The 12471-nt window shown below is 44.2% G+C and carries 11 protein-coding genes; all 11 read left to right on the forward strand.

All coding sequences use genetic code 11. From position 1 onward, the window contains the following. The first annotated feature begins 528 nt into the window (after nucleotides 1-528). Nucleotides 529-1077, forward strand: coding sequence for an NADH-quinone oxidoreductase subunit A (ndhC, locus tag FTT98_RS00115; protein ID WP_078191106.1), 549 nt, complete (start codon nucleotides 529-531; stop codon nucleotides 1075-1077). A gap of 6 nt (nucleotides 1078-1083) precedes the next feature. After that, nucleotides 1084-1761, forward strand: coding sequence for an NADH-quinone oxidoreductase subunit B family protein (locus FTT98_RS00120; RefSeq protein ID WP_078191105.1), 678 nt, complete (start codon nucleotides 1084-1086; stop codon nucleotides 1759-1761). 87 nt (nucleotides 1762-1848) lie between these two features. Then, nucleotides 1849-3636 (forward strand): NADH-quinone oxidoreductase subunit C/D, encoded by a 1788-nt coding sequence (gene nuoC / locus FTT98_RS00125; RefSeq protein ID WP_078191104.1) that lies wholly within the window; start codon nucleotides 1849-1851, stop codon nucleotides 3634-3636. 14 nt (nucleotides 3637-3650) lie between these two features. Then, entirely contained in the window at nucleotides 3651-4160 is a 510-nt protein-coding gene (gene nuoE, locus FTT98_RS00130; protein ID WP_078191103.1) for an NADH-quinone oxidoreductase subunit NuoE, read from the forward strand. After that, entirely contained in the window at nucleotides 4157-5488 is a 1332-nt protein-coding gene (gene nuoF / locus FTT98_RS00135; RefSeq protein ID WP_180039656.1) for an NADH-quinone oxidoreductase subunit NuoF, read from the forward strand. Before nuoE ends, nuoF begins: the two co-directional genes overlap by 4 nt. 11 nt (nucleotides 5489-5499) lie before the next feature. Then, complete coding sequence (gene nuoG / locus FTT98_RS00140) at nucleotides 5500-8178, forward strand: NADH-quinone oxidoreductase subunit NuoG (RefSeq protein ID WP_180039658.1); 2679 nt, start codon at nucleotides 5500-5502, stop codon at nucleotides 8176-8178. Between the two features lie 3 nt (nucleotides 8179-8181). Next, on the forward strand, nucleotides 8182-9198 hold the full coding sequence (gene nuoH, locus FTT98_RS00145; protein WP_078191100.1) for an NADH-quinone oxidoreductase subunit NuoH: 1017 nt from the start codon (nucleotides 8182-8184) through the stop codon (nucleotides 9196-9198). 18 nt (nucleotides 9199-9216) lie between these two features. Further along, the gene (gene nuoI, locus FTT98_RS00150) at nucleotides 9217-9759 is read left to right on the forward strand and encodes an NADH-quinone oxidoreductase subunit NuoI (RefSeq protein WP_078191099.1); all 543 of its coding nucleotides are present in this window, start codon (nucleotides 9217-9219) and stop codon (nucleotides 9757-9759) included. Further along, nucleotides 9759-10277 carry an NADH-quinone oxidoreductase subunit J gene (nuoJ, locus tag FTT98_RS00155; protein WP_171262661.1) on the forward strand — a complete coding sequence of 173 codons (519 nt, stop codon included), beginning with the start codon at nucleotides 9759-9761 and terminating at the stop codon, nucleotides 10275-10277. The genes nuoI and nuoJ overlap by 1 nt, the downstream gene beginning before the upstream one ends. Continuing rightward, the gene (nuoK, locus tag FTT98_RS00160) at nucleotides 10277-10585 is read left to right on the forward strand and encodes an NADH-quinone oxidoreductase subunit NuoK (RefSeq protein ID WP_067665227.1); all 309 of its coding nucleotides are present in this window, start codon (nucleotides 10277-10279) and stop codon (nucleotides 10583-10585) included. Before nuoJ ends, nuoK begins: the two co-directional genes overlap by 1 nt. Next, nucleotides 10582-12471 carry an NADH-quinone oxidoreductase subunit L gene (gene nuoL, locus FTT98_RS00165; RefSeq protein ID WP_180039660.1) on the forward strand — a complete coding sequence of 630 codons (1890 nt, stop codon included), beginning with the start codon at nucleotides 10582-10584 and terminating at the stop codon, nucleotides 12469-12471. The genes nuoK and nuoL overlap by 4 nt, the downstream gene beginning before the upstream one ends.

The raw sequence follows: 12471 nt of genomic DNA on the forward strand, positions 1-12471 counted from the left end.
ACAAATATCACACTCTTTATAGGTCGTGTCAAAGAATTGCAAAAAAGCCACAAGAAGCTAAAAAAATGTCTTTTTACATAGAACCAATACAGCTGGCTTTTCATTTGAAGAAAAGATCAAAAGCAAAAGAAGTGAATAAAGAAACAACAAAGTTGAGGTGGGGGAGTATTTATTTAATAAATGACACAGTTGATAAAAATACGCCAATTTGAACGTGTATGCTGAGAAATGAAGGGTTTGTTGATGAAACTGAACAGTCATAATTTTCTGATAAAATCACATAAATGTAATAATTAATAAAAAAATGCAATCTAATCTAATTAAGCGATTAATCCTAATTTTAAGGGAGTAAACCCAATTTAAATGCTGAAATGATTAAAAAATCATCCTAAAGACGAATACCGATAAGCTAGCAAGAAGCCTCCTCAATCAGGTACAATTGGCGGGATTAATTTTGTGTTTGGTGTATTTGAAGGCCAATACATACATTCTTTGTTAATAAATAGGCCTGCCAGGAGTTATCCCCGCATGAGTGCCATTACTCCATACGATTGGGCAATTATTGCCTTCGTGATCGGCGTTACATTCCTTTGCGTCTTTATGCTGACCGTCCCTTTACTCCTTGGGGGTAAATCATGGGGTCGTGCTAAGCAAGAGCAGTTTGAGTCAGGTGTAGTAGGTGCTGGTGGTGCACGTATTCGCTTGTCTGCGAAATTCTATTTAGTTGCAATTTTCTTCGTCGTGTTTGATATCGAAGCACTTTATCTATATGCATGGTCTACTTCTGTTCGTGAAGCAGGCTGGTTTGGTTTTACTACCGTGGTTATTTTTGTGGTCGATTTATTGATTGCTTTAATTTACGCGGTAAAAGTAGGTGCATTAGATTGGGCGCCTTCTGATAAGCGTAAAGCTGCAGGTAAAGCGTTGAAAATTGGTTCACCAAATATGGACATCGCAGAAATCACACGCTTTAACTCTATTGAAGAGTTGGTTATGGACCCTACAGGTCAAATTCCAGCGCAATCATCTGGTCGTGTGAAATCTAAGTCACCGACTGCATCATCTGACAAGGAGTAAGACGGGATGAAATATACATTAACCCGTGCGAATCCGGATGCTGATCAATATCCACTTCAAGAGCGTCAAATCGTTACCGATCCGCTTGAAGAAGAAGTGAATAAAAATGTGTTCATGACTCGTTTAGAGGATGTTGCACATACAGCAGTAAACTGGGGTCGTAAAAACTCAGTTTGGCCGTTTAACTTTGGTACATCTTGCTGCTACGTAGAGTATGCAACGACTTTAACAGGCGTGCATGACTTGTCACGTTTCGGTGCCGAGGTTATTCGTGCTTCACCACGTCAGGCTGACTTGATGATTGTTGCAGGTACATGCTTCATGAAAATGGCGCCTGTAATTCAACGTTTGTACGAGCAAATGCTTGAGCCTAAATGGGTAATCTCAATGGGCGCATGTGCAAACTCTGGTGGTATGTACGACATTTATTCAGTTGTACAAGGTGTGGATAAAATCATCCCTGTCGATGTGTATATCCCGGGTTGCCCACCACGTCCTGAAGCTTTAATTCAGGCATTGATGTTATTGCAAGACCAGATTCAACTTGAGCGCCGTCCTTTATCGGCCGTGATTGGTGATGATCTTAAGCCAGTGTATAAGCCAAAGATGATGCCAGAACGTGACCGTAAGAACGCACAGCGTATTGCAGTGAAAAACTTACGCTCAATGGATGAAATTAAATAATCACTGCGACGAAATATTGATACACCCGGACTGGGTGTAATTGTCGTTTTGATTGACTGAATTTGTATTAAATAGGAAGCCAAGCCAATGGCTGAAACTGACATTGCTATGCCAGAATCAACTCCAGTTGATTCCCGCCCTGCATTTGCAATTGTAGAAGAGCTCAAAACCAAATTTGGTGAGAACTTCTACGTGCAAACGACTTTTGAAGACTTTCCAACAGTCTGGGTTGAGCGCGCACGTGTACAAGAAGTTTTAATGTTCTTGCGTACGGTGTCACGTCCATACGTGATGCTGTTTGACTTGTCTGCGGTTGATGAGCGTTTACGTACACACCGCGATGGTCTGCCTGCATCTGACTTCACTGTGTTCTATCACTTGTTATCGTTAGAGCGTAACAGTGATATTCGTATCAAGGTTGCATTAGCTGAGAATGATGTAAACATTCCAACGGCAACCAATATTTGGCCGAATGCCAACTGGTACGAACGTGAAGCTTACGACATGTTTGGTATCAACTTCGAAGGGCATCCAATGCTCCGTCGTATCTTGTTGCCAACATATTGGGAAGGTCACCCGTTACGTAAAGAATATTCTGCACGTGCGACCGAATACACGCCTTATCGCCAAAACCAAGCGAAACAGGATTACGAACAAGAACATCTTCGTTTCGTACCTGAAGATTGGGGTATGAAGCGTGGGAACGATGATGAAGACTTCATGTTCCTAAACTTGGGTCCTAACCATCCATCTGCGCACGGTGCCTTCCGTGTGATCTTGCAGTTGGACGGTGAAGAAGTGAAAGACTGTGTTCCTGACATCGGCTATCACCACCGTGGTGTGGAAAAAATGGCTGAGCGTCAAACATGGCACTCATTCATTCCGTATACAGACCGTGTTGACTACTTAGGTGGTTGTGCGCAAAACATGCCTTACGTTCTTGGCGTAGAGCAAATGGCAGGGATTACCGTTCCTGACCGTGCACAATGTATCCGTGTCATGATGTCTGAATTGTTCCGTATCAATAACCACTTGTTGTTCATTGGTACTGCGATTCAGGATGCCGGCGGTATGACCCCTGTATTCTATATGTTCGCTGACCGTCAAAAAATCTATGACGCGATCGAAGCGATCACGGGTTACCGTATGCACCCAGCATGGTTCCGTATCGGTGGTACAGCGCACGACTTGCCAAACAACTGGCAGCACCTCATTCGCGAAATCCTAGATTGGATGCCGAAGCGTATGAACGAGTACTACACTGCGGCACTGAAAAACTCAGTGTTTATCGGTCGTACCCGTAATGTTGCTCAGTATGATGCAAAATCAGCATTGGCTTGGGGTGTAACAGGTACAGGCCTACGTGCTACAGGTATCGACTTCGACGTTCGTAAATATCGTCCGTATAGCGGCTACGAAAACTACGACTTCGATGTGCCTTTAGAGTACGAAGGCGATGCTTATGCACGTGTTCTTGTTCACTTCCGTGAAATTGAAGAATCACTGAAAATCATCAAACAATGTTTAGACAACATGCCTTCTGGTGCATACAAAGCAGACCATCCATTGGCTGTTCCACCACCAAAAGATAAAACTTTACAAGACATCGAAACATTGATTACGCACTTCTTGAGCGTGTCATGGGGTCCTGTAATGCCAGCAGGCGAAAGCTCTGTAATGGCGGAAGTGGTAAAAGGTGCGTCGAACTACTACTTGACTTCAGATAAGTCAACGATGAGTTACCGTACACGTATCCGTACACCAACCTTCACGCACTTACAGCAAATGCCTTCTGTGATTAACGGCAGCTTAATGTCTGACTTAATCATTTATTTAGCGACAATTGACGTCGTAATGGCTGACGTGGATCGCTAAGGGGTAATCGCATTATGATGATTTTGACTGACAAAAAACCACGTGTGAACGTTGAAGGGATTTTAACTGCGGAAGAAATCCACGATATCGAACATCACATTGGTCACTATCCGTACCCACGCGCAGCATGTCTTGATGCGTTGAAGTGTGTACAACGCCGTAATGGCTGGGTAGATGATGCACAGATGAATGCTATTGCGCAATTGCTTAGCATGAGCCTTGCAGACCTAGAAGGTGTTGCTACTTTCTATAACCGTATTTACCGTCAACCAGTTGGTCGCCACGTAATTTTATTATGTGACTCGATTGCTTGCTTCTTGATGGGTGCGGAAACACTTGCTGAAGCATTCCAGCGTGAATTAGGCATTTCATTTGGTCAAACGACTGCAGATGGTCGCTTTACTTTATTGCCAATTTGCTGCCTAGGTAACTGTGACAAAGGTCCGACGTTAATGATTGACGAAGACACTCACGGTCTAGTTGAAGTGACTTCAATTAAACAGTTATTGGAGAAGTATGTATGAATACTGAACCAAAACCAATTTATGGCGACGGTAACCCAGAAACTCACCCATTAACTTGGCGTTTGAGCAAACAGGAACACGTTCGCAGTGCAGATGATTACGAAGCACTTGAAGGTTATGCAGGCTTTAAGAAAGCTGTTGGCATGCAACCGAAAGAAGTGCTTGAAGTGATCAAAGCTGCGACTGTAAAAGGTCGTGGTGGTGCGGGCTTCCCAGCAGGAATCAAATGGTCGCTTATGGCACCAAATGATAACTCAGGTCCTCGTTACCTCATCTGTAATGCCGATGAAATGGAACCAGGTACCTTTAAAGACCGTCTGTTGATGGAAAAACTTCCTCATCAGTTGATCGAAGGGATGTTGATTGCTGCTTATACATTAGAAGCAACACAAGGTTATATCTTCATCCGTGGTGAATACATCGAAGCGGCTCAATACTTAAATGAAGCATTGGACCAAATTCGTGCCAAAGGTTACTTAGGCGAAAACATCCTAGGTACTGGTTGGAACTTTGAGTTACACGTGCATACCGGTGCGGGTCGTTATATCTGTGGTGAAGAAACTGCATTGATTAACTCGCTTGAAGGTCGCCGTGCGAACCCTCGTACTAAACCGCCATTCCCACAAGTTGCAGGTGCTTGGGGTCGTCCTACGATTGTTAACAACGTAGAGACTTACAACAACTTACCCGCAATTATGCTTCATGGTCCTGAATGGTATATCGGTTTATCTGAAGGTAAGTCGAAAGATCCAGGTACTAAAATCTACGGTGCATCAGGTAAAGTGACTTTCCCAGGTCTTTGGGAACTTCCATTTGGTACAACTGCGCGTGAAGTGATTGAAGATCATGCTGGTGGTATGCGTGATGGTTTAAAACTCAAAGCATGGTTACCGGGTGGTGCTTCTACAGACTTCCTTGCTGCTGAACACATTGACCTTCCTATGGATGCTGAAAGCATCATGAAAGCAGGTTCACGTTTAGGTACGTGTTTGCTCATGGTGGTTGATGAAACTCAGTGTATGGTTTCTGCGACACGTAACTTAGAAGAATTCTTTGCGCGTGAATCTTGCGGTTGGTGTACACCATGCCGTGATGGCTTACCTTGGGCGGTTAAAGCGCTTAAAGCCTTGGAAGATGGCACAGGTAAGAAAGAAGATATCGATCACTTACAAGAACTTACTCGTAAGCTTTGGATTGGTAAAACTTTCTGTGCGCATGCTCCAGGTGCGATGGAACCGTTAATGGGCGCACTCAAACATTTCCGTGGCGAATTTGAAGCTAAAGTCGTAAATGCGGCAGCTCAAACTAGCAACGTTGAACAAGCTTAAGGAATTCGACTATGGCTACAATTCATGTCGATGGAAAATCGTATGAAGTCAACGGCTCAGAGAACTTGCTACAAGCATGTCTTAGCCTTGGCATCGACATCCCATACTTTTGTTGGCATCCATCCTTAGGTTCTGTCGGTTCTTGCCGTCAATGTGCTGTGACTCAATACGCGAATCCTGAAGATACTCGCGGTCGTTTAGTTATGTCATGTATGACGCCTGCATCTGACAATACCTACATCTCGATTGAAGATAACGAAGCAAAGAATTTCCGCGCTTCTGTTGTTGAATTCTTGATGACCAACCACCCACACGACTGTCCAGTCTGTGAAGAGGGTGGTCACTGTCATTTACAAGATATGACTGTAATGACTCAGCATGATCGTCGTCGTTACCGCTTCACAAAACGTACGCATTACAACCAAGAGCTAGGCTCTTTCATTTCTCATGAAATGAACCGTTGTATCGCGTGCTACCGTTGTGTGCGTTACTACAAAGATTATGCAGGTGGTACGGACTTTGGTGTGTATGCAAACGCTTCGCGTGTTTACTTTGGTCGTCCAGAATCAGGTACTTTAGAATCTGAATTCTCTGGTAACTTGACTGAAGTTTGCCCAACAGGTGTATTCACAGATAAAACACACTCTGAACGCTATAACCGTAAATGGGACATGCAGTATGCGCCAAGCGTATGCCAAGGCTGTTCGTCAGGTTGTAACATCTCTCCGGGTGAACGTTATGGCGAACTACGTCGTGTAGAAAACCGCTTTAACGGTGACGTGAACCAATACTTCCTTTGCGATAAAGGTCGTTTCGGTACAGGTTATGTGAACCGTGAAGATCGTCCACGTCAACCACAATTCCGCTCTGGTGCAAATGTAACTACAGTTTCTGTAGACCAAGCATTGGATACCGTAATTGAAAATATCCAAGGCAAAAAAGTATTGGGTATCGGTTCACCACGTGCGTCACTTGAATCAAACTTCGCACTTCGCGAACTTGTAGGTCAAGACAACTTCTCAACGGGTATGTCTCAAAAAGAGCAAAAACTTGTTGAACTTGCAGCTTCTATTATGCAAACCGAAGGTGTTTATAACCCTGGTATGCGTGAAATCGAAAGCTACGATGCTGTGTTGATTTTGGGTGAAGATCTGACTCAAACTGCGCCACGTATGGCTCTATCTGTTCGCCAAGCTGCGAAAAATAAAGCTAAAGAAATGGCTGCAGAGCGCCGTACGCAAGAGTGGTTGGCTGAACCTGTACAACGTATTGCTCAAGATGCGAAATCTCCGATTTACATCCTTGCTGCAACTCAAACACGTTTAGCTGATGTTGCAACGGGTGAAGTTGTTGCATCACCTAACGACATTGCACGTTTAGGTTTTGCGGTCGCTGCTGCTGTGAAAGGTGAAGTGATCTTAGGTTTGGATGACGATGCGAAAGCATTTGCACAAACTATTGCGGACACTTTAAAAGCTGCGAAAAAACCATTAATCATCTCTGGTACGAGCTTACAAGACGCATCAATCATGGAAGCTGCTGCACAAGTTGCACAGAACCTTGGTAATGCGGGCTTAACATTGACTGTTCCTGAAGTGAACTCAATGGGCTTAGCGATCTTTGGTGGTCAAAGCTTAGAACAAGCATTCGCACAAGATTACGATATCGTGATCGTGGTGGAAAATGACCTTTATCGTCGCTTACCAGCCGCGCAGGTGAATGCTGCACTTACTGGTAAAGAAGTGATCGTACTTGATCATTCTGAAACTGAAACTGTGAAAAAAGCCAACATCGTACTTTCTGCTGCTTCATTTGCTGAAGGTGACGGTACTGTTGTCTCTCAAGAAGGCCGTGCACAACGTTTCTACCAAGTGTATGACCCAAGCTACTACAAACCTGAACTTGCGATCAAAGAATCTTGGCGCTGGTTACATGCCATTGAAACTGGCGTGAAAGGCAAAGCGATTTCTTGGACACTTCTTGATGATGTTATCGAGTCAGTAGCGAAAAACGTTCCTGCACTTGAAGCAATTCAAGACGTAGCACCAGATGCTGGCTTCCGTGTACATGGTCTGAAAGTGGCACGTGAACCACGTCGTTACTCAGGTCGTACTGCGATGCGCGCACCACTTTCTATTCATGAACCAAAACAACCAGTCGATAAAGACTCTGCGTTGACGTTCTCTATGGAAGGTTATGTAGGTAACCAAACTCCAGCTTCACTTGTACCATTTGCTTGGTCTGCAGGTTGGAACTCTCCACAAGCTTGGAACAAATTCCAAGACAACGTGGGTGGTCACTTAAAAGGTGGTGATGCAGGCGTTCGTTTATTCGATCGTTTAGCGAAACGTCCAGCACGTACTTTCGTTACACCTGCACCTGTTGCGGTTAATGGTGAAAGCTTCCGTCTTGTGCCGATGCATCACATCTTCGCTTCTGGTGAATTTACAGTGAAAACACCTGCGATGGAATCGCGTATTCCTGAAGCAATGTTTGCTGTGGGTGAACAAGATGCAGCACGCTTAAATGTTCAAGATGGTCAACGTATCGCTGTGAAAGCAGGGGATGCTGAAATCGTCCTTCCAGTTCAAGTGATTGAATACTTACCTACAGGTTATATCGGTTACCCAGTGGGTCTAGCACCTACAGTATCGCTTGCAGAACCTGTTTCAGTCGCGGTAGGAGTGTAATTCATGGAACAAGAATTAATCCGTCAAACGCCGCTGTGGGCTGAAAACTGGCCAATCGCCTATTCAGTTCTTCAAGCAATTGTGATCTTACTGGTTGTGGTATTGATTGCTGCGTTGATGTCTTTTATTGAACGTCGTTTACTCGGCTTGTGGCAAGACCGTTACGGTCCGAACCGTGTAGGTCCGGGCGGTATGTTCCAGATTGTTGCCGACATGCTGAAAATCATGTTCAAAGAAGACTGGACACCAAAATTTGCTGACAAATTGACTTTCCGTATGGCTCCAGCAGTTGCGATGGCAACTGCGGTGCTATCGTTCATGGTTATTCCTGTTTCACCTTATCTAGGTGTTTCAGACATGAGCATCGGTCTATTGTTCTTTATGGCAATGGCTGGTATTGCGGTATACGCAGTATTGTTCGGTGGTTGGTCATCAAATAACAAATACGCATTACTTGGTGGTTTACGTTCTGCTGCTCAAACCATTTCTTATGAAGTGTTCTTGGGTATTTCACTGATGGGTGTGGTTGCGATTGCAGGCTCATTCAACATGCGTGAAATTGTTGAAGCTCAACGTGATGTTTGGTTTGTTATTCCTCAGTTCTTAGGTTTCTTGATCTTCGTGGTTGCGGGTGTCGCGGTAACTCACCGTCATCCATTTGACCAACCAGAAGCAGAACAAGAATTGGCGGAAGGTTACCATGTTGAATACGGCGGTATGAAATGGGGGATGTTCTTCGTTGCGGAATACGTCAACGTTGTACTGATCTCGGCATTAATCGTGACTTTATTCTTCGGTGGTTGGTTAGCGCCTTTCAACCTAGATATTCCATTCATTCCAGCTGCGTTCTGGTTCATTATTAAAACAGCATTCTTTGTAATGATGTTTGTCTTGGCTCGTGGTTCTTTAATGCGTCCACGTTATGACCAAGTCATGAACTTTGGTTGGAAAATTTGCTTGCCATTGGCGTTGGTTAACCTTCTGGTAACTGGTGCTGTGATTCTGATGAATCAGGCCTAAGACAGCAGGGAGAATAAAATGTTTAAATTTCTAGCTGGATTTGGGTCAATTGTACGTTCGTTGTGGATGGTATTCTCACACGCGACACGTAAACGTGACACCATTTTATATCCAGAGGTTAAAGCGGAAGACATCGTACCACCACGTTTCCGTGGTCGTATCGTGTTAACGCGTGACCCTGATGGCGAAGAGCGCTGTGTAGCATGTAACCTTTGTGCGGTTGCATGTCCAGTCGGCTGTATTTCACTACAAAAAGCTGAAAAAGAAGATGGTCGTTGGTATCCGGAATTTTTCCGTATCAACTTCTCACGTTGTATTTTCTGCGGTATGTGTGAAGAAGCATGTCCTACAACTGCGATTCAAATGACACCTGACTTTGAGTTAGGTGAGTATGTTCGTCAGGACTTAGTTTATGAGAAAGAAAACCTTCTTATCTCAGGTCCTGGTAAATACCCAGACTATAACTTCTACCGCGTAACAGGTATGGCTGTTGCTGGTAAAGATAAAGGTCAGGCTCAACGCGAAAGCACACCAGTTGATGTACGGAGTCTATTACCATGATGTGGCCATTTTATTTGATGGCGCTTGTGGCCATCGTCTCTACCGTTCGTGTTGTAACTAACACGAACCCAGTACATGCTTTATTAAGCTTGATTATCTCTTTACTTGCAGTTGCAGGTATCTTCATGATCGTGGGTGCGCCGTTTGCCGGTGCCCTCGAAATTATCGTTTACGCTGGCGCAATCATGGTGCTATTCGTATTCGTCGTGATGATGCTGAATCTTGGTCAAAATACTGTTGAACAAGAAAGCAAATGGCTGACTTCTTCAGCGTGGGCATATCCTGCGTTGATGAGCTTCCTGATGGGTCTAATCCTTGTTTGGATGTTGAAGTCAGACTACACAACTGCTGGCACTGTCATGGGTGCTCAAGTTGTCGGTCCGAAAGAAGTGGGTACTTCACTCTTTACTCAGTACTTATTGCTGGTTGAAGTTGCTGCGATGTTATTGCTTGGCGCACTTGTCGCTGCATTCCATCTTGGCAAACGTGAGCCAGGTGCAGAAGAGGACAAAGAATAATGGGCAACATCCCTTTAGAACATGGTTTGATCGTTGCAACCATTCTTTTTGCACTGGGTTTTTACGGTGTGATGGTTCGACGCAACCTACTATTTATTTTAATGAGCCTTGAAATCATGATGAACGCTGCTGCTTTAGCGTTCGTTTTGGCAGGAAGCGCATGGGCACAGCCAGATGGTCAAGTGATGTTTATCTTGATCTTAACGCTTGCTGCAGCAGAGGCTTGTATCGGTCTTGCGATCGTCCTTCAGTTCTATCATCGCTTCCATCATCTGGATGTGGATGCTGCTAGTGAGATGCGCGGATGAGTTATTTATATTTAACAGTACTTTTCCCGCTAATTGGTTTTATCCTGTTGGCGGCAGGTCGTAAAAACCTTCTTGAATCAGTTGCTGCAATTATTGGTGCAGGTTCAGTGGGTCTTTCAGCTTTATTTGCATTAATTGCCGGTATCGACTTTGTTAATAATGGTTCAGTTGCAACAACTCAGCATCTTTGGACTTGGTTCAGTGCAGGTAACTTAGCACCGGGCTTCACGCTTCATTTAGATGGCTTATCATTATTGATGATGGGCATGATCACAGGTGTGGGTTTCTTAATTCACATCTTTGCAACATGGTACATGCGTGGCGAAGAAGACTTTGCACGTTTCTTCTCATACTTCAACTTATTCGTGGCAAGCATGCTGCTTTTAGTGTTGGGTGACAACTTAGCGTTGTTATTCCTCGGTTGGGAAGGTGTAGGTCTATGTTCATACCTATTAATTGGTTACTACTACCAAACACCTGCAAACGGTTTTGCTGCAATTAAAGCATTCACTGTGACACGTGTGGGTGACGTATTCTTACTGATTGCATTGTTCTTGATCTACCAACAATTCGGCACTTTAAACATTGCAGAAGTTGTGGCTGCTGCGCCAACAGTTTTGGCTCAGAGTTCTTCGATTGCAATTTGGACTGCATTGATGTTGTTCTTGGGTGCTGCAGGTAAATCTGCTCAGATCCCATTACAAACATGGTTGGCAGATGCGATGGCTGGTCCTACACCAGTATCTGCATTGATCCACGCAGCAACAATGGTAACAGCAGGTGTTTACCTATGTAGCCGTATGTTCAGCGTGTTTGAACAAGCGCCAGAAGTGATGATGTTCATCTCAATCACAGGTGCGGTAACATTGTTGGTTGCGGGCTTTGCTGCATTGGTACAAACAGACATCAAACGTATTCTTGCTTACTCTACTATGAGTCAGTTGGGTTATATGTTTATGGCTGTAGGTGCTGAAGCTTACCAAGCCGGTCTATTCCACATGCTGACTCACGCATTCTTCAAGGCATTATTATTCTTGTCTTCTGGTGCTGTGATTTTGGCTTACCATCACGAACAAAACATCTTCAAGATGGGTGGTCTATTCCACAAAAACAAATTCTTGTTTGCTTGTTTCGCTATTGGTGGCGGTGCATTGGCAGCGATTCCATTCATTACTATCGGCTTCTTCTCGAAAGATGCGATTCTTGGTGCGGTATGGGTGAAAGGTCAAGCGATTGCAGTTTATGACTGCTTGTACTGGACTGGCGTAGCAGGTGCGTTCTTAACTTCAATTTATACATTCCGTCTTATTTGGGTTGTATTCTTTGGTAAAGAAAACACGCCTTACCATGAAATCAAAGGTGTTACTTACTGGGGTCCATTGGCGATTCTTGCAGTGCTTTCAACTGGTTTAGCTTATGTCTTAAAAGCACCAGTAACGAATATTTTAAATGCTGCACAAATCCCAGCGTTTAATATTCCAGAAGCACTAGAACACGGTATGCATAGCGCTGAATATACAGCAGTTGGTATTGCACTTGCAGGTCTTGCAGTGGGTGTGGTGTTATTTGCCTTTGCTTATGGTGCAGTGAAATCGTTCGCGAAAACTTCACTGGGCGCGGGTCTTGCAAATATCTGTCGTAATGCACTTGGTTTCGATGCTTTGTACAACATTGTTTTCGTTAAGCCTTATTTGCTACTGGCTAAAATCTTTGGTCGTGATCCAATTGACGGCTTATGGCTTGTATTGCCTGCACTTGTTAAAGGCGGTAATAGTTTTACAAGTTCACGTCAAACAGGTTCATTGCGTGAATACGCATCTAGTATGGCATTCGGTACGTTTGCATTACTATTGATCCTGGTCGTGATTCAGGTCGTGGGGAAATAA

This window comes from Acinetobacter sp. YH12039 (assembly GCF_013420015.1).
Lineage (GTDB): Bacteria > Pseudomonadota > Gammaproteobacteria > Pseudomonadales > Moraxellaceae > Acinetobacter > Acinetobacter amyesii.

Bases quoted from the DNA above. Each gene is read 5' to 3' on its own strand.
- ndhC (WP_078191106.1), top strand. From the start codon at position 529: ATGAGTGCCATTACTCCATACGATTGGGCAATTATTGCCTTCGTGATC.
- FTT98_RS00120 (WP_078191105.1), top strand. From the start codon at position 1,084: ATGAAATATACATTAACCCGTGCGAATCCGGATGCTGATCAATATCCA.
- nuoC (WP_078191104.1), top strand. From the start codon at position 1,849: ATGGCTGAAACTGACATTGCTATGCCAGAATCAACTCCAGTTGATTCC.
- nuoE (WP_078191103.1), top strand. From the start codon at position 3,651: ATGATGATTTTGACTGACAAAAAACCACGTGTGAACGTTGAAGGGATT.
- nuoF (WP_180039656.1), top strand. From the start codon at position 4,157: ATGAATACTGAACCAAAACCAATTTATGGCGACGGTAACCCAGAAACT.
- nuoG (WP_180039658.1), top strand. From the start codon at position 5,500: ATGGCTACAATTCATGTCGATGGAAAATCGTATGAAGTCAACGGCTCA.
- nuoH (WP_078191100.1), top strand. From the start codon at position 8,182: ATGGAACAAGAATTAATCCGTCAAACGCCGCTGTGGGCTGAAAACTGG.
- nuoI (WP_078191099.1), top strand. From the start codon at position 9,217: ATGTTTAAATTTCTAGCTGGATTTGGGTCAATTGTACGTTCGTTGTGG.
- nuoJ (WP_171262661.1), top strand. From the start codon at position 9,759: ATGTGGCCATTTTATTTGATGGCGCTTGTGGCCATCGTCTCTACCGTT.
- nuoK (WP_067665227.1), top strand. From the start codon at position 10,277: ATGGGCAACATCCCTTTAGAACATGGTTTGATCGTTGCAACCATTCTT.
- nuoL (WP_180039660.1), top strand. From the start codon at position 10,582: ATGAGTTATTTATATTTAACAGTACTTTTCCCGCTAATTGGTTTTATC.